A 17,431-nucleotide genomic window follows, 5' to 3' on the forward strand; every position below is an offset into this window, starting at 1 on the left:
CGAATTGCATAAGAAATATAAAAATAAGCAATAAAAAACTCCCTCAAGTATTTCGCCGTTCTTGAGGGAGTTTTTTTGTGCTAACAGTGAATTCTTATAATCCTTCAGCTACTTATAGTATACATTATTTTAGAATTTTGTCCATTATAATTAAAGAAACCACCTAGGTATGTCGCAGTCCCTAGGTGGTTTCTTTTGTGCACTCAGTGGAGCACTTACAATCTTTAGCTTATTATAGTATACCGTAAAACAACTAAATATAGAACTCGATTTTGTCTTCTTTTGCTAATTGGAATTGTTCGAAGATGTGGTTCCGTATATTAACAAAGTTCGGCGATGTACGGTCTGTTCTGTCGATGATGTTTACAGGGATGATAGTTTGTACACGACCTGGATTTGCCGCTAGTACTACAACGCGATCCGCAAGAACTACGGCTTCTTCAATGTCGTGGGTAACAAATACAACCGTCTTACCTTCTTCGCGGCAGATGCGAGAGATTTCGTCTTGTAAGTTGATACGTGTTAATGCATCAAGAGCGCCTAACGGCTCGTCCATGAAGATAATATCTGGATCTACCGCTAGTGCACGGGCAATGGATACACGTTGTTGCATGCCCCCAGATAGTTCTGCTGGATAGCGATTGCGGGCGTGGTCAAGGCCTACCATTTTAACGTATTTATCGATGATAGCAGGACGCTCTTCTTTAGGCACCTTTTTACTTTCAAGACCTAGCTCAATATTGCTTTCCACCGTACGCCATGGCAACAAGCCATAATTTTGGAATACCGTTACATATCTGAGTTGAGGCGCTTTCACCTCTTCACCGTCGATAGTAATGGAACCAGATGTAACGAGCTCAAAGCCTGCTATAGCATTTAATAGCGTACTTTTACCGGAACCAGAAGGGCCTAGGAGGCAAATAAACTCACCCTTTTCAATATCTAGATTAATATCTTCAAGAATGGTGAGTGGTTCCCCATCTTTCATAAATTCCTTGTGTGCATTACGCACCGAAATGTAACCCATGAGGCCACCTCCTATTTCTCAATACCCCAACGTTTGTAAATCCATTTTTCGATGAAGGACACGCCCCAATCGAGTAAAAGCCCAACGAAACCGATGGTCAAAATGGCTACCATCAAGAGATCGTTACGCAAGTTATTTCTCATATCGATAATGAGGAAGCCAAGGCCTGTTTGGGAGCCTACCATTTCACCTGTTACAAGGAAGATCCACGCCGTACCGAGAGCGATGTGAAGACCCGATGCAATGCCTGGGAATACGGCAGGTAATACGATTTTAAATAACAGTTCTGGCTGTTTAATACCAAAGTTGCGCGCTACCTTGATGTACACAGGGTCAATATTTTGAATAGCAGACACGGTGGACAATAGCACCGGGAAGAATGCTGCGATAAAGATGATAACGATAGCTGGTGCTTGGCCGATACCGAAGAAGAGAACGATAAAGGGCAACCACGCCACAGGAGAAATTGGTCGAATGACTTGAACGATTGGATTGATGTAGTTCCAAATCCCCTTATACCACCCCAAGATAAGGCCGAAGAATACACCAGCCACAACAGAAATGATGTAACCAATGAAGAACCGTACTAAACTATCTGCAATATCCTTAAAGAGGACACCGTCTCCAATGAGTTCACCAAAGCCGACCAACACCTTATACGGCGTTGGCAATAGCGCTTCGTTAAAACCGCCGAGGCGAACGATTAACTCCCAAATTAGCCAAGCTGCGATAAATGAGCCCGGCACATATGTATATTTCTTCATGGTCCCCCTCCTATGGTAACAATGATGTATCTACAAACTCTGAATAGGTCGGCACTTTTTTGATTAAATCAATATGTGTCATATGATGCACAAGCGCATTATAACGGTCCTCTGTAAGGGCTAAATCTTTAAACCCAATCACTTGTAAGGAACGTTCAATAATAGGATCCTTAAACTTTAAATATTTTAAGGCAATTTCTTTTTGGGACTCTGGATGCTCATCTAGGTATTTACCTGCATCGAGATAGGCCTTGGTGAAAGCTTTTGCCAAGTCATGATGTTCATCGACGAATTGACCATTAAACACGAGGGCACAGCAAATATTATCATGCCAGAGATGGTCAGGATCTTCGAAGACCTTCCCAGTTCCCATTTCAAGGGCTAGAGAGCCAAATGGTTCGGCTACACTATACCCAGCAATTTGTCCTACCGATAGAGCAGAAGGCATTTCTGGAGGGCTCATTTCAACGATTTGCACATCTTTTTCAGAAAGACCCGCTTCTTCAAGCATGCAATCCACGAGAATTTTTTGAGTTGATTGTTTATGAGGGATCGCAAAGGATTTGCCTTTTAAGTCTTGAACGGAGTTAATATCCTTATTGACGATAATAATATTACCCTCTGTATGACCAAGTGCAGCAGCACGGACATCAATGCCTTGTTCACGAGCCTTTACACCAAGTTCAACAAGAACAGCTGCGGCATCTACCTTACCAGTATTTAACGCATCCATAAGCTCTGGCCAAGACCCATACTTAACAAGCTCTACATGAACAGGACCATCTGCCGTTTCCAGCTCTTTTGTAGCAAATACTGGCAATGCATGAGTAATTGGTAAATAGGCTACGCGTACAGTCTTTAATTCTTGTGCCGTCTTTGGTTTATGGTGTTCATAATAACCATAGGCTATGCAGCCAATAACCAAGAGAACCACTCCGATGATTAGATACCAAGTCTTCTTCATAACTTCCCCTCTTTCTACCTCATAACAAGGGGCGTTTTTGACACATGTCTTTTTTCGCACTTTTCTAAAACCTAGATGAAGTCTGGTTCTAGAACACCTTGTCTTCTAAACTTATTTATACCCTACTATATCAATGTGTATTAATTCTGTCAACAAAACATAGTAATATTGTAGGTATTATTATTTGGGTGCGAAAAACATCTATATATTAAAAATAGGTAGCACCCAAAGGATGCTACCTATTTGCAGTCGTTATTTACTTGTTAGACTTACTTGAATATAGTCTTTTTATTCAATACATATACCTCTGATGTACCGGCTTCGCTAAATTCTGATACATTCGGGTAAATAGAGGATTGACGGAAATGCTTAATTTCGCCTTTTGGAACGATTAACATCACCGGTTTACCTGACGCTATAATCTTGTTAAACTCCTCTTCATTGACTTGTTCCATAAGATATTTCTTTGCCCATTCAGCACTGCGTTTTTTCAATTTATCTCGATCATCCCAACGACTTTCATCACCGTTGATTTTGATAATCTTATGCCCTGTATAGTATACAGTCGCTGTACTATAACCGTTATAGTAATATACATCGCCATCATAAGAATCTACTACTGGTACTACATCAATATTACTACGTTGTTTAATAAATGGCTCTAAGCCTTCTACAACAACGATAGAGGATATCACCATCGTACCAAGGACGATAATAGTGACTAAACGATAGCCTCTTCTTGTAAACCATGCATGAAGCATAAGTAGTACCGCTATAGCCACCACTACATAGAGCAAGAAATAGAAGCCCCACGGAGCGAAGAATGTTCCCGCTACATAGGCAAGCCACAACAGCAACGTCGGCCCTACAATAATCCATTTTAAAGCTCTAGACTTGCCTTTACGAATAAGCTTCATAACGCCCATGGCACCAATAGCACTAAATGGAACGAGGCTAACAAAGGTATATAAAGGATATTTAGTAGCCATCAAGGTATAGAATAAAACAATACCTATACCCCAAGTCATATTATAGATAAAACCTGTATGACGTTGTTTTAAACCATCGATAATACCGTAAATAACGGCCCCCGTCCACGGCATAGAAGCGCCGAGGAAGATAGCCAGATAATACCACCAAACATTATCCTCTGGATGCTCGGATTGTGTGGCACGCGTTACATTGTGAAGACCTAAGAAACCATCGATAAAATCTTGGCCGTGAACACTGTACATGTACGCATACCACGGGAAGCAGACTGCACAAAATGCTAAAATACCACGCCAATCAAAGATGGCTTTCACCATGGACCAAGAGCGGTTGATGCCTGCGAAGACAAGTAATATCATCCCTGGCAAGACAAGTGCTACAGGCCCTTTAGTCAGTACACCTAGCCCTGCAAATACATAAGCTACAATCATGGCGTATGGTTTCTGTTCCACCATCCCCTTATAGGAGTAAATCATGACCATCAATGTCGTATATAGTAAGACCATATCCGTAATAATGCCATGAGCTACGGTCCAGAACATGAGAGATGTACCCAGAACAGAACCGCCGATGAGCCCCAAAGCCCACTTACCGCTTATAGTGCGCATCGATTGATACATGGTCGCTACTGACAACGCGCCAAAGATAGCACTTGGTAGACGAACCACCCAATCGGCGATACCAAAAAGTTTAAAACTAAGGGCGATAAGCCAATAAATCATAATCGGTTTGTCGTACCAATAGGTACCATAAATTTGAGGAGACAACCAATCACCAGAAAGAACCATCTCCTTCGCGGTTAACGCGTAATTAGATTCAACAGGATCGGTAACAGGCAACATATTATTGCCGAACATGTAGAACACGAGCCACACAATAAACATGACTGGTGTTAAGCGAGAGAGTTTCATAAGGCCCCTCCTTATCGACGATTGCGATAGTATTTAAAGCCCAGTACTGCAGCTATAATTACAAAGACAACAACCATAACAATCAAGAATTCATGATTGTATTCGATAAGATCTTGCCAATTTTCACCAAGTATCTTGCCAAGGTAAACGAGCAAAATCGTCCAAGGAATCGTACCAAGAACTGTCCAAATGATGAAGTGCCACATTGGATAGCGCGCCATACCTGCGGGGAAAGAAATGAAGGTACGAACACCAGGTAAAAGGCGACCAAAGAATACGGCCGCACCGCCGTATTTATTGAACATCTTTTCTGCTAATTCAAATTTATGTTCATTAAAGAATACATATTTACCGTATTTTAATAATAGAGGACGACCACCATATTCACCCATCCAGTAGGATAATACAGAGCCAACAATCCCCGCCAAAGTACCTACGACCATCGTCGTATGCATATCAAATATACCTTGAGCGATCAAATATCCTGCAAAACCAAGTACAATCTCACTCGGAATAGGTACGTTAGCATTTTCTAGAACCATTGCAATGAACATGGCTGTATAGCCATAAGTTTCCATAAACGAAATGATATATTCCACTGTTTTACCCCTTAAAAAAATTCCCATTCGGATTACATGATGCACCAATTTTTGGACATAGTATTTTCATCATTACCATACCTGTTCGGTATACCTTATATTTTACCATAATAAAAAGGCCCTCACCACCGGCGAGAGCCCTTTTAACGATTTGCAGTATACGATTATTGCAATTCAGTAGTTTGAGTTGTTACTTCACGAGCCGTAGTAAATGCAGCAAGTTCTGCATCACCAGAACCAAGAATTACTTTGTTAGCTACTAGCGCATTAGCCGCTGTTTTAGCATCTTGTAAAGTAATTCCAGCACGAGGAGCACTAATTGTGACTGATGTGCTTTTACCACCGACCGTAGAAAATGTAAGATATACAACGCGTTTTTCCGCCATGTGGGCGCCTCCTTTCACGTTTCATAAACAAGTTCTCGAATTTAGATAGAATAGGATGATCTTTGTAGCTCTATAGCTCTGTAACTCTGTAATTCTGTAATTACACAAATTACACTTAGATTAAATATATCTATCTACGATTCATATCAATAAGGATGGGAATGTGTGGACTTGCGATTGCTACACCCTTTTACGACTATGTAAGGATGTATGAAATCAGCAATTTAGGATGTGTTTGGAGCAACTAAAACAAGAATATGTAGATAATCTACAATTAATGTCCTAAAGATACTTCATTGACGCGGACCACGTCGGACAAGCTGTGGTCATACAAGGCTGCCAGCGCATTACCAACGGTTTTCACATTATCGTCGGACGCTTCTTCTGCAACACGTGTATAGGTTACGTCTTTGTACTTCGGCGCATCTTCGGTACCGATGTTAAAACGCAACACCAATTTAGTACGTTTAATGTTAGCCATCGTATCACCTCCTTTCACCCTCTTATATTCCTGAGGGTCCCTCTCGACAACCCCCGCTAGAGTAATTAAGGTAATCATTGTGAAAGTTTGGGAATTACAGCTTCAACTCTGTACTTATTGCAGTATTAAAACAATACGACTTTTATAAATACAAAAAGACCTTTACCAATTCCTAGTTATACAAATATATAAATAGGAACCGTAAAGGTCTATAAACACTATAGAGCACCATTAGCAATAGTACCGGTATGTTAAAACGCTTAAATTCAACACTATTCGGTTTTCAAGGCCAACATGAAGTCATAAGCTTTAACAGCTGCTTCTGTATCTACAAAATGGAACGGATTTAGCATACGACAGAACTTAAAAAGACATTCGTGTTTGCGTAAGATTTCTTTTACATGCAATACCGTATCATGTGCTGTACGGGCTGAACTATAACCATTCATCATGGCGTATAGATAAGAAATCGGTAGGTTGTCCTCACGCAAGTAACTGTGAACAAAGATAAGTAAATCCCAACCTTGCGGTGTTAATTCAGGCCAACGACGGCCATTTTCCCAATCTAGCAACGTAATCTTATCAGTATCTGGATCATAGGTAATATCACGCATGGCAGGACGCCCATGAGATAAACCATAGTCATGTAACTGACCTAAGGTCTTCCCAAATATATAAAAGATATGTGTTACCATATCATCCAAACTATCGTCATCAGGATGTTGCGCAGGCAATTGACTATAATAAGTTAAAGTATTACCACACGCTTCGGTAACAAAGTAATGTTCTCTAAAGCCTGCAATCGTTGGTGCTACAGGCAACTGTGTATTCACAAAGGAAATTTTATAGAACTCATAATCAAAAGAAGCTCTAGGAGCTGGCTTAATCCAACTAGAGCGATGATTACTAATATCTTGTTTTACATAATATTTTTGGTTATTAAATTCTACAGGAAAAACGCGATGGTCTTTCTCTTGATCGATCATCCGATCGATATATTCTAATAGCATATCATTCATTATATCCTCCCTGTATATAGCACTTAATAATGTTAAAAATCCCTTTTACATAATCGTTCACTTAAAGTAGATGTTCTATATACAACGAATCTCCCTATCGTATAAGTTCTACATTATAAGCCCAACATTATTGTGATTTATAAACTAATGCTGTTATATAAGTCATTGTTCATATAAGTGTATACAATCAATATGCTCATTATACTATAATTCTCAATTGATATCAAAATCAAATTTATTTATAAAACTAGTATTTAATAGAAAAACCCCCTAGCCTAAGCTAGGGGGTTCTTCTGGTAATTATGATAATAGGTTTAGATATAGGACAATGCTAGGACCAACTGAGGTCGCGTCCTAAATCAAACGAATTAACCTACGAATTTAGTCACTGCTGCAGTGTCAGTTAAGTGACGTTTAGGCATACCCATTTCATCAGGGGAGATGCCAAGAGCAAGACCCACTAATTGGGACATGTGCAAGATTGGCATATCTTTGCCACCGCCAACAACTTCTTTAGCTTCTTTTTGGAACATATCAAGTTGCATTTGGCAAAGTGGGCAAGGAGTTACTACGCAATCTGCGCCTTCTGTAGCTGCATCTTTGTTGATGGAGCCAGTCATTTGCATTACGGAATCATGTGCAGGGTATACAGCATGGAAACCGCAGCAATCGAGCTTACGGGAGAAGTCGATTGGTGTAGCACCGATAGCGGAAATCAATTCTGCTAAGGATGTAGGCATTTGATAATCTTCGAAGCCCAATTCAGTTTGAGGACGAAGAATATGGCAACCATAGTATTCAGCTACACGTAAACCAGTTAAAGGTTTAACAACTTTAGCTTTCAATTTGTCCAAACCGTAATCGCGGATCAATACCCACAAGAAATGAGTAATATCAGTTGTACCGCGGTATTGTTTACCGATTTGAGCTAATTTTTTGTTAACTTCGTTCTTTTCTTTTTCGTTTTTATCAAGCTCGTTTTTAGCTTCACGAAGCATCAAAGTACAAGTGTTACATACAGTTAAAAGGTTCAAACCTTTTTCTTCTGCTAATGCAATGTTACGTGCGTTTGTAGCAAGTGTAATTTCTGGAGCGATGTCTTGAACGTGGGACGCGCCGCAGCAAGTCCAGCCGTCAAGCTCTTCCAACTCGATGCCTAATTTTTTAGCTACAGCAACTGTTGCTAAGTAATCTTCTTTGGCAGCGCTTTCAAGAACGCAACCTGGGAAAAATGCGTATTTCATTATTTGCTTACCTCCTCAGCTGCTTTCATAAGTCTGCGAACACCATCAATACCGTTTACAGGTTTTTGAGGTACTACAAGTTCAAATGGATTGATTTTGCTGTGTTTCCACAAACGTAAAGCATAGAATGCTTGTTTAGCGGAATCAACAACGCCATCAGATTTCAAGCTCATAGATACTTCTTTCAAGCGACCAGTTTTGTAGAGGTCGTCTTTGAAAGCAACTGCATGGCGAACGCCTTTGCTGTTAGTAAGACCAGCTTTAGTAGCTTCTTTACGCAAGTTAGAAATATCCACAGCAGGTTTTAAGTGTTTAGGACAACGGGAGATACAGTTCATACAGTGAACGCATTTCCAAAGACCATTGTCGAATGCAGGTTGAATGTGAGCCATAGGTGCATCATCACGGCTATCCAATACAAAACGGTTAGCTTTTGTGAATACATATGGTTCTAAGAAGTCATCTTGACGTGCAGTCAATTTGTTACATTCAGATGCACAGCAACCGCAAAGGATACATTCTGTACCAGCAACGAATTTTTTGAAATCAGCTGGAGTTTGGCGAACAATTTTGTCACCTTCGTTGAATTCAGCTTTAAGGAAGATCCAAGGAGCAACCAATTTCAAACGATCAACTTTTGCTTCCCAGTCAACAACTAAGTCACGGATAACGCGGAAGTTGCCGATAGGTGCAATTGTTAATTCATCAGTGCCATAACGTTCTGTTAATTCATCGATTTTAGCTTCGCAACCAAGCATTGCTTCGCCATTTACGCGAACGGAGCAAGCGCCGCAAACTGCGGAACGACAAGCTGCCAAGAATGTTAATGTTGGATCTTGAGTGTCTTTAATTTTTTGAAGGCCCCAAAGAATTGTACGGTCAGCTTCATAGTCGAATTTGAAAGTCTGTACAAACGCGCGACCTTGTTGGTAACGGTGGATATGATAGGTGATTTGTCTCATCTTAGTACTTCCTTTCTTGTGGTTCGTATTTAGTGAACACTACGTCGCGTTCTGTTAATTCGTACTCGCCATTTGCACCCAATTTGATCAAAGAGTGTTTTAAGTATCTTTCATCATTACGTTTTGGATGGTCTTCACGGATATGAGCACCACGAGATTCACGACGGTGTAAAGCGCCCATAGCAATAGCTTTCGCTACTGTTAACATGGAACCGATTTCACAATAGTTTACGAATGCCATGTTGTAAGTACGTTCAGGGTCACCTACATAACAAGTTTTGTAATCTTCCATCAATTGGTCGATTTCTTTTAATGCTTCAGTGATACCTTGCTCGTTACGGAAGATACCTACTTTATTCCACATTGCATCAGCCAATGCATCGCGGATTTCAACTACAGGACGGCCGCCTTCACGAGTAGTTACTTCAGTGAATTTAGCTTCCCAAGCTTTAGCAGCTGCAGCCAATTCTGCATCTACGTTAGGTTGTTCATGTGTTTCAGCATAGTCAGCTGCACCAGCACCGGATACTTTACCGAATACTACGCCGTCAGCCAAGGAGTTACCACCTAAGCGGTTAGCACCGTGGATGGAGATACAAGAAGCTTCGCCGGAGGAGAACAAACCAGGCACTTCACATGCACAAGTTTTGTAGTCAACTACGTCGATACCGCCCATTGTATAGTGACATGTTGGACGAATAGGTACTGGTTGTACTAATGGATCGCAATGTTCGAAAGTCATAGCTAAGTCACGAATACCATGAAGTTTTTCGATGATAACTTCAGGACCTAAGTGACGAAGATCAGCTACTACGTATGCGTTAAGACCAGAACCGAAACCACGACCTGCAGCGATTTCATCTTCGATTGCTTTCGCTACAACGTCACGGGATGCCAATTCCATTTTGTTAGGCGCATATTTTTTCATGAAACGTTCGCCTTCAGCATTAAGAAGGTAACCACCTTCACCACGAACCGCTTCAGACATCAAGATACCAGTACGACCAAGACCAGTTGGATGGAATTGGATCATTTCCATATCTTTCAATGCATTACCAGCGCGGAATGCTGCTGCCATACCATCGCCTGTGGAAAGGAATGGGTTTGTAGTACGAGTCCAGAAAATACGACCTGCACCACCAGTAGACAAGATAATTGCTTTTGCTTTAATTTGCTCTACTTTACCTTCTTTCATGTTCCACACAACTGCGCCACCAACGTGACCATTTGCGTCTTTAACAAGATCTAAAAGGTACCATTCTTGTAAGAAGTGTACGCCTTCTTTCAAGCATTGTTCATAAGTAGTGTGCAAAATTACGTGACCAGTTTTATCCGCAGAATAGCAAGTACGTGGATAAGATTGACCACCGAAGTTACGTTGAGCAATTTTGTTTTGCTCTGTACGAGAGAATGGAGCACCCATGTGGTCCATTTCAAGTACGCCTTCTGGACAACGAGAGCAGAAGAATTCGATCGCATCTTGGTCACCAAGATAGTCAGAACCTTTTACTGTATCGAAAGTATGCGTTTCAACAGTATCTTCAGCTGCTACGTTGTTCAAACATGCATTGACACCGCCTTGCGCCATTGCTGTTGCTGAACGGGTTGGGAAAATTTTAGTAATAAGAGCTACTTTTAAGCCTTTGCGACGACCAACTTCAAGAGCCGCGCGTTGACCAGCGCCACCGCTACCTACTACTAGAACATCAAACTGTTCCATAATGACCTCCTCATAACTACCTATTAATAAGAAAACTTGTTAGACTATCTCATTTCAAAAACTTATAAAAATTTTTGATAACCTAATCATTTTTCTTTCAAGAAAAACCTCATACTTATGCGATTTTTCTATTTCTTTACCTATAATTATAGAGAGCATTTTTAGTCATGTCTAAACCCTATTATGCATAATTAATTTTGATTAATCTAATTGATAATTTATTTCACTTAATGTTTTTTAGGTAAAATTATGAGAAAAAAAAATTGTAATATGAATAATTTTCACAAGAACTTAAGGATATTACGAAAGTAGTTCGGTTCCGAAATTTTTGTATATTTTTATTTCTCCTAACACATATGCGATCCCCATAAATACTAGCTTTTTACTTTCTCCCAACTGTTCATAATAATTAATATCCGTTAAATTCCTACTAAAACTACCTCGAATTTAACTATCGAAAGTCATCGGTTTTTTTCACCCATAACAAGTATTTATCTCTGTGATAATAATTATCACAAGTTTTTTTAGTGATTTCTTTCACATCATCCAAAATCAATAAAATCTTAGTCATCTATGCGCATACGGCAATCTTCGATATAGTTCATCTTCATTCATTAGTACAATTCATTAACTTTCAGTATTTCTCCATTTTTAGGGTTCCAAAACATGAAGAAGAGGCTTATAAACTCGCATAGACATTCATCTTTTGCTCATTCCTATTGTATAAGGTATGATAATAGATAAATAAGTTATATAATATTATATATATAGTCACCTTATATGGTGTTGTGGCTTTCACAATAAAAGAAAGCTTATATATATAATGACTATATTATAGTAGTTGGAGAGCTATATATTTAACTCATACATAAGGAGAACAGAGAATGAAAATTTTACTTGTAGAAGACGAAGAAATGCTGAATGGCATTACGGCCAAATATTTGCGTGCTGAGAATATGACTGTTGATACATGCTTCAACGGTCAACAAGCGATTGATTATGTTAACACATCTAGCTATGACGTTATCGTAATGGATATTATGATGCCGATCCTCGACGGCATTAGTGCTCTTGCACAAATGCGTAACGATGGCAATACAACACCTGTGTTGCTTTTAACAGCAAAAGATTCCTTGCAAGATAAAGTAACCGGCCTTAATACTGGCGCTGACGACTATCTTGTAAAACCTTTTGATCTTGAAGAATTGACAGCTCGTATTTATGCATTGGCTCGCCGTAATGCGCGTCATGCACAAAACGACATCCATGTTGGTCCTCTTACTATTAATGTTCCACAACGTACAGTTAAACGCGATGGCGAAACGATTACATTGACAGCAAAAGAATTCGACCTCTTATTCTATTTAGCAAGTAACGAAAATATCGTATTGTCTCGTCAACAAATTCTTGACCACGTTTGGGAATACGATTATGAAAGCTACTCTAACCTCATCGACGTATACATTAAAGATTTGCGCAAAAAAATCGATACCGATGAGAATGTGAAACTCATTCAAACGGTTCGTGGAGTAGGGTATGTCCTCAAAACTGAAAACTAACGATCCCCACCGGGATTTGGACACCATGTCCGGGGCAGCCACCGATTTATTCAATCGGCTGCCCCTAACCTTTAAAATTATGTCTTGGTATACCATCTTTTTGCTCATCATTTTGATGGTTGCTTCCGCATGGATTTATGCATATACACATGAGTCCGATAACAAGGAAGTACGAGAACGTTTGCAGCAGCAAGCGATGATTATGGCTACGGATATTCGAAAGTTTAAACCCTATCAAGATAATACATTCTTCTTCGTATCCACCCAAGACGGTTATATTATTAAAGGCGCCTTACCGGATGGTTTCCCTAATCAAACAGTCCTTTCCTTAGGACAGGTTGGAGAAATCGCTGTTGGTGATGACACCTTCTACTACTACGATACACCGGTTAACGAACCGAATTATCGTGGTATTTTGCGTGCCGTTACAAAGGTAAAAACAGCGTCTAAAAAGACTGAAAACCTTTTATACAGCTTACTATTAGGAAATATCATATTCTTGCTGATTTCCTCACTAGGTGGTTATCTATTTATCAAGAAAGGACTTAAACCAGTCCGAACCTTGACCAAAACAGCTAAAGTTATCGGTAAGAACAACGACTTGAGCCGCCGTATCGACATTCCACCGCGCACTGCGAAGGATGAAATCTACGAACTAACTACTACATTTAATCGCATGATTTCAGGTCTTGAAGATTCTTCAAACCGTGAAAGACAGTTTAGTTCTGACGTTTCGCACGAGTTGCGGACACCGATTGCGGTTATTAAAGCAGAAAGTGAATTTGCTTTAAAATACGGCCGCACCGAAGACGATTTGCGGGAAGGTTTGACACATATCTTAGAACAAGCTAAGTTTATGACCAATCTCGTAAGCCAATTGCTTGATGTAGCTCGCCTAGAGAATGCACAAGATCTTACCTTCGCTCCTGTAGATGTATCAGGGATGCTGACGAATATGGTTCATGACTATACTCGACTTTGTGCAGAAAACACAGAAAAGCAAATCACCATAACATCTCAAATTGAGCCAAATTTACGCATGACGGCTCACGAAGTATCCTTGCGTCGAGCTATTACAAACTTAGTGGATAATGCTATTAAGTTCACAAATACTACCATCGATATTTCAGCAAAACTCGTAGGTCATGAGCTCGTTATTACCGTGTCAGATAATGGTATCGGTATTGAGCAAGAAAACCTAGAGCACATTTGGGACCGCATGTATCAAACGGAACAATCCCGTAATAAAAAATCAAACCACGGTATCGGCCTTGGCCTGTACTTTGTAAACAAAGTTATTAGCTTGCACCACGGCACAGTAACAGCCACTAGCGAACCGCAAGTAAAAACTACGTTTACCGTGCGATTACCGTACAATCAAAGTGAAGAATAAACTAAAGGGACTGACCAATGGTCAGTCCCTTTGCTGTTATCTAATTTTATCCTACAAATTGTTGCCAGAATGGCATGTACACATATTCTAGGAATGTCCATACGAGCAGACCTGCTACAGCACCAACGATAGCACCATTGATGCGAATCCAGCTGAGGTCGTCCTCTACCTTAGATTCGATGAAGTAAATAAACTTCTCTGTGCTAAGGCCACCGAGCACTTGGCGTATGATGGTTTCAATGAGGTCATAGCCTTGTTCAAGGACATAGATCCCTATATCGTGTAATGTAACTTCAATACGATTTCTAAGGTCTTCAGATTGACCGTATACGGTCCACAATTCAAGGGCGATATTAACTAACACTTGAGCTGGTGTTTCCCCATTTTCATCCCCTACGAGTAATAGTTCTTCTACATACGGGCATAAATGGTTTTCAATGACAGATTCCCAGTCTTGTTCGCGAATCCAACGCTCCCACGCTTCATCGAGGGCATTACAAACTTCGCGATTATCTTCAATATTGCGAATGGGATCTACCCATTGGCGAAGCCATGCAGTCCGTTCAGGACTATTTGGTCGCTTCCAGTTTTCAAGCATAGCATAAGCCTCTTGAACGATAGCCTGTGCCAACTCATGGTAGTTCACCACATCAGTCGCTTCAGACATAGAGATGAGGAAATCAGACCAGAAGCCTTTTCTCTTTTTCTTATGAGCCTCTTCTGCTACAACCGCTGTAAGCCATGTCACCATAGCTGGATGGTTGATACGTTCTTGAATTACGTTCAATACCTGTACAACCATGCCTTCATAGCGATTATGTTCACATAAATCGAGCAATACGTGTTTTAACACAGGTACGAGGGAGTGTTTTTCTAGCAAACCGCGAATGCGTTTTGCCCCCCACTGTGCCCATTCCTCGCTCGTTTGAGATTTCCATAATAGATGCAACCCTTGATGGATAACGAGACGTGCTGCCCGTTGCCCTTCCGGTGATAGCAAGAATTTTTCAAACAATGGAACAAATTCCACATTATTTAATAGCACCTTGCAACGATCCTTGGTAAGCATCTTCGTCTCAACCAGCTTAATAACACCATTGATTAGGCGATCTTTATTTCTTGGAATGAGCGCCGTATGGTATGGGAAACCGAGTGGCTTACGGAACAAAGCAGTTACAGCAAACCAGTCGGCCACGCTACCGATAAGGGCGGACTGCACAGCCCAATAAAGCGGCTGGTACCAGCTTTCAGAACCAAAGAAAAATTGACCTACGAAAGCAAAACAGTACAATAGAGCAGTCAAACCAAGAATACCGTTTGCGCGCTGTCGCAAGGTGAGGGATTTCAAATAGCTAATCATTTGAGCACCCCCTCTATCAAAAGGTATAAACCGTAGAATATACCACCTAAAACAGCCCCTACGAGTGAGCCGTTAATACGAACCATTTGAAGGTCATAGTACATCTTGCCGCGTACGATTTGGGTAATTTCCTCAGGTGAATAGCGAGATAGTTCCTGCCCCACCACCTTATCGATAAGAGGGTTCAATTTTTGTAACCACGGAATGCTACGAAGCAAGAAGAACCGTTCAAATGGCGCCTGCTTGTCTGGATTCAACAAGATTTCCGTACCGAGCACATTAAAGCGGTCGATAATGATATCCATGAGGCGATTCCAGTCTACAGTATCGCCGTCGATGAGCTTGCCTTCCCATTCTTCGAGAACCATTCGGATCCATTGGTCTTTATGTTCTTCAATAAATGCTTGCCATTCCTTATTAGTTTCCAAATTATTGAAGAATCGAATCGCTTGGCCCCATACATAACGACCTAGCGCAGAATCAATGGACTCATTTTCCTTGAGAAATTGAACGGCCTTTTTCTGCACCGTTTCCACCAATCGTTCTGGTGAAAGCCCATCCCCACCAAAGGCAATAGCCAGTTCGCGGAAGAAGGAATCCTTCGTATAGGTTTTCATAATGTCTAGCATGACGCGATACAAATAAGGGTATACCTGATTCGATGCGATAACACGCTGACAGGTACGGTTAAAGTAGAGCCAGAAAATACTTGCTGTTTGGCGTTCTAACATGCAGCGGCCAAACAAGATAACGAGAGGCGTCGCCTTCCAGTTCGTAACACCTTTATAAACAGCCTTATTGATTTCTTGACGCATAGGCTCAATATCCATATGGGATAAGACTTGATTACCTACACCGTACAAGATTTCTTTAATCTGACCTTGTCCTACATCACTCATGCCGTATTCGATAATACGAACCATTACGCGTTCTTTTTTGATGGCATAATACATCTGCGGCACACGTAGCAACTCTTCACTGAGCATGGTACGCCCTATTTGAATAAGACGCTCCTTGCTACGCGGCAAGATGGCTGTCTTAAAAGGAATACCCAAAGGCTTCGTAAAGAGTGCCGTTACCGCATACCAGTCCGCCAAGCCACCAATCATGGCCGCTCCAGATACGTGCATGATAAACGCCCAGAACGTATCCTGTCGTTGTGGATATGCAATTAAAAATATAATAGCCATGACAACCAACAGGGTAGTTGCCACTGGTTTAGTTTTCATCATCACTTGATCCTAACTTACTGAATTACGTATATAGACTCTCCCCATATAACGTAGTGACCTCTAGTGTCACGGACTTTCACAAACTACAAACGGTGAAAGTAGATTTAGAATGTGCATTCGTCGCCATCTTTTTGAGGCGCCCAAATCGGCACATCTCCAAAGAGGGCCTCAAAATACACGGATGGAGTCCATAATGGACCATTTAGATGCATCGGAATAAAGGCTTTTTTCACGTCCACGCGGCGTAAAAACTCAATGCTGCCCCACTCCATAGCGTCTTCGAGACGATTATCGACAGGGAACATCGCCACATCTACAGACAAGCCTTCCAGCTCCTTAAACTCACGCCAAGCCATACGCTTTGCATCTGCATTATTTTCTGGTGTATCACCAAGCCAATGCCACCAGTTGAGGTCACCGGCATGGAAGATAGAATCAGAGTCGATATTAGCCGTATTTGTCTTTACGTAGAAAGAACCGCCTTCATCGGTGCTACCATACATATGGATGCCTACATCATCAAGTGTAGCATCTTGGCCAGGGCGCATGGTAATACATTTTTTCACCTTACCCTCTAATGGTACATCTTGATGGCAAATATAACGAGTTTGAGGACCATCAAACTCCGTAATAGACGGATTAAAGTGATCACCATGAGTATGGCTCACAAAGAACCAAAGCTCACGACCTCGTTTAGCTAATTGCCAAACTATATTATTAGGATCTTTATAATAATCAAACACATAGCAACGCTTGCCATCATCTACGACAAAGCCACTATGAGCTAAAAAAGTAACATCTAACATTATTATCAATACCT

The 17,431-nt window shown here is 40.9% G+C and carries 16 protein-coding genes; 2 read left to right on the forward strand and 14 right to left on the reverse strand.

The annotated features are described in order from the left end of the window. Positions 1–253: 253 nt before the first annotated feature. From VRHSUH09_RS06765 to VRHSUH09_RS06815, 11 genes are all read right to left on the reverse strand, one after another. Positions 254–1,027: an ABC transporter ATP-binding protein gene (locus VRHSUH09_RS06765; RefSeq protein WP_105081743.1), complete on the reverse strand. Its 774-nt coding sequence runs from the start codon at positions 1,025–1,027 to the stop codon at positions 254–256. 11 nt (positions 1,028–1,038) lie between these two features. Beyond that, a complete protein-coding gene (locus VRHSUH09_RS06770) occupies positions 1,039–1,791 on the reverse strand; it encodes an ABC transporter permease (protein WP_105081744.1) in 753 nt (250 codons plus the stop codon). A 10-nt stretch (positions 1,792–1,801) separates the two neighbouring features. Beyond that, on the reverse strand, positions 1,802–2,755 hold the full coding sequence (locus tag VRHSUH09_RS06775) for an ABC transporter substrate-binding protein (protein WP_105081745.1): 954 nt from the start codon (positions 2,753–2,755) through the stop codon (positions 1,802–1,804). A gap of 269 nt (positions 2,756–3,024) precedes the next feature. After that, positions 3,025–4,656, reverse strand: coding sequence for an ArnT family glycosyltransferase (locus VRHSUH09_RS06780; protein ID WP_105081746.1), 1,632 nt, complete (start codon positions 4,654–4,656; stop codon positions 3,025–3,027). Positions 4,657–4,667: 11 nt separating this feature from the next. Then, on the reverse strand, positions 4,668–5,255 hold the full coding sequence (locus VRHSUH09_RS06785; RefSeq protein ID WP_054747157.1) for a DedA family protein: 588 nt from the start codon (positions 5,253–5,255) through the stop codon (positions 4,668–4,670). 164 nt (positions 5,256–5,419) lie between these two features. After that, positions 5,420–5,641: a DUF2922 domain-containing protein gene (locus VRHSUH09_RS06790; protein WP_009352278.1), complete on the reverse strand. Its 222-nt coding sequence runs from the start codon at positions 5,639–5,641 to the stop codon at positions 5,420–5,422. Positions 5,642–5,915: 274 nt separating this feature from the next. Continuing rightward, complete coding sequence (locus tag VRHSUH09_RS06795; protein ID WP_009352393.1) at positions 5,916–6,122, reverse strand: DUF1659 domain-containing protein; 207 nt, start codon at positions 6,120–6,122, stop codon at positions 5,916–5,918. 272 nt (positions 6,123–6,394) lie between these two features. Further along, entirely contained in the window at positions 6,395–7,141 is a 747-nt protein-coding gene (locus VRHSUH09_RS06800) for a BUD32 family EKC/KEOPS complex subunit (RefSeq protein WP_054747159.1), read from the reverse strand. A 368-nt stretch (positions 7,142–7,509) separates the two neighbouring features. Continuing rightward, complete coding sequence (locus VRHSUH09_RS06805) at positions 7,510–8,385, reverse strand: CoB--CoM heterodisulfide reductase iron-sulfur subunit B family protein (protein WP_105081747.1); 876 nt, start codon at positions 8,383–8,385, stop codon at positions 7,510–7,512. Further along, positions 8,385–9,347, reverse strand: a complete 963-nt coding sequence (locus tag VRHSUH09_RS06810) for a succinate dehydrogenase/fumarate reductase iron-sulfur subunit (protein ID WP_009352451.1) — start codon at positions 9,345–9,347, stop codon at positions 8,385–8,387. The genes VRHSUH09_RS06805 and VRHSUH09_RS06810 overlap by 1 nt, the downstream gene beginning before the upstream one ends. 1 nt (position 9,348) lies before the next feature. Continuing rightward, the gene (locus VRHSUH09_RS06815; protein ID WP_054747164.1) at positions 9,349–11,067 is read right to left on the reverse strand and encodes an FAD-binding protein; all 1,719 of its coding nucleotides are present in this window, start codon (positions 11,065–11,067) and stop codon (positions 9,349–9,351) included. Positions 11,068–11,951: 884 nt separating this feature from the next. Here VRHSUH09_RS06815 and VRHSUH09_RS06820 point away from each other — a divergent pair. Both VRHSUH09_RS06820 and VRHSUH09_RS06825 read left to right on the forward strand, forming a co-directional pair. Beyond that, positions 11,952–12,626: a response regulator transcription factor gene (locus VRHSUH09_RS06820; protein ID WP_004698139.1), complete on the forward strand. Its 675-nt coding sequence runs from the start codon at positions 11,952–11,954 to the stop codon at positions 12,624–12,626. After that, the gene (locus tag VRHSUH09_RS06825; protein WP_167386486.1) at positions 12,604–14,019 is read left to right on the forward strand and encodes a sensor histidine kinase; all 1,416 of its coding nucleotides are present in this window, start codon (positions 12,604–12,606) and stop codon (positions 14,017–14,019) included. The genes VRHSUH09_RS06820 and VRHSUH09_RS06825 overlap by 23 nt, the downstream gene beginning before the upstream one ends. 46 nt (positions 14,020–14,065) lie before the next feature. On the opposite strand, the gene VRHSUH09_RS06830 is transcribed toward VRHSUH09_RS06825, so the two are convergent. The 3 genes from VRHSUH09_RS06830 to VRHSUH09_RS06840 form a co-directional block, all read right to left on the reverse strand. Further along, positions 14,066–15,379, reverse strand: coding sequence for a DUF445 domain-containing protein (locus VRHSUH09_RS06830; protein WP_105081748.1), 1,314 nt, complete (start codon positions 15,377–15,379; stop codon positions 14,066–14,068). After that, positions 15,376–16,611: a DUF445 family protein gene (locus VRHSUH09_RS06835; protein ID WP_105081749.1), complete on the reverse strand. Its 1,236-nt coding sequence runs from the start codon at positions 16,609–16,611 to the stop codon at positions 15,376–15,378. Before VRHSUH09_RS06835 ends, VRHSUH09_RS06830 begins: the two co-directional genes overlap by 4 nt. Positions 16,612–16,715: 104 nt before the next feature. Then, positions 16,716–17,417, reverse strand: coding sequence for an MBL fold metallo-hydrolase (locus tag VRHSUH09_RS06840; RefSeq protein WP_105081750.1), 702 nt, complete (start codon positions 17,415–17,417; stop codon positions 16,716–16,718). Positions 17,418–17,431: the final 14 nt, after the last annotated feature.

This window comes from Veillonella rogosae JCM 15642 (assembly GCF_002959775.1).
Classification (GTDB): Bacteria; Bacillota; Negativicutes; order Veillonellales; family Veillonellaceae; genus Veillonella; species Veillonella rogosae.

Bases quoted from the DNA above. Each gene is read 5' to 3' on its own strand.
- VRHSUH09_RS06835 (WP_105081749.1), bottom strand. From the start codon at position 16,611: ATGATGAAAACTAAACCAGTGGCAACTACCCTGTTGGTTGTCATGGCT.
- VRHSUH09_RS06770 (WP_105081744.1), bottom strand. From the start codon at position 1,791: ATGAAGAAATATACATATGTGCCGGGCTCATTTATCGCAGCTTGGCTA.
- VRHSUH09_RS06820 (WP_004698139.1), top strand. From the start codon at position 11,952: ATGAAAATTTTACTTGTAGAAGACGAAGAAATGCTGAATGGCATTACG.
- VRHSUH09_RS06790 (WP_009352278.1), bottom strand. From the start codon at position 5,641: ATGGCGGAAAAACGCGTTGTATATCTTACATTTTCTACGGTCGGTGGT.
- VRHSUH09_RS06775 (WP_105081745.1), bottom strand. From the start codon at position 2,755: ATGAAGAAGACTTGGTATCTAATCATCGGAGTGGTTCTCTTGGTTATT.
- VRHSUH09_RS06800 (WP_054747159.1), bottom strand. From the start codon at position 7,141: ATGAATGATATGCTATTAGAATATATCGATCGGATGATCGATCAAGAG.
- VRHSUH09_RS06805 (WP_105081747.1), bottom strand. From the start codon at position 8,385: ATGAAATACGCATTTTTCCCAGGTTGCGTTCTTGAAAGCGCTGCCAAA.
- VRHSUH09_RS06830 (WP_105081748.1), bottom strand. From the start codon at position 15,379: ATGATTAGCTATTTGAAATCCCTCACCTTGCGACAGCGCGCAAACGGT.
- VRHSUH09_RS06780 (WP_105081746.1), bottom strand. From the start codon at position 4,656: ATGAAACTCTCTCGCTTAACACCAGTCATGTTTATTGTGTGGCTCGTG.
- VRHSUH09_RS06815 (WP_054747164.1), bottom strand. From the start codon at position 11,067: ATGGAACAGTTTGATGTTCTAGTAGTAGGTAGCGGTGGCGCTGGTCAA.
- VRHSUH09_RS06765 (WP_105081743.1), bottom strand. From the start codon at position 1,027: ATGGGTTACATTTCGGTGCGTAATGCACACAAGGAATTTATGAAAGAT.
- VRHSUH09_RS06840 (WP_105081750.1), bottom strand. From the start codon at position 17,417: ATGTTAGATGTTACTTTTTTAGCTCATAGTGGCTTTGTCGTAGATGAT.
- VRHSUH09_RS06795 (WP_009352393.1), bottom strand. From the start codon at position 6,122: ATGGCTAACATTAAACGTACTAAATTGGTGTTGCGTTTTAACATCGGT.
- VRHSUH09_RS06825 (WP_167386486.1), top strand. From the start codon at position 12,604: ATGTCCTCAAAACTGAAAACTAACGATCCCCACCGGGATTTGGACACC.
- VRHSUH09_RS06810 (WP_009352451.1), bottom strand. From the start codon at position 9,347: ATGAGACAAATCACCTATCATATCCACCGTTACCAACAAGGTCGCGCG.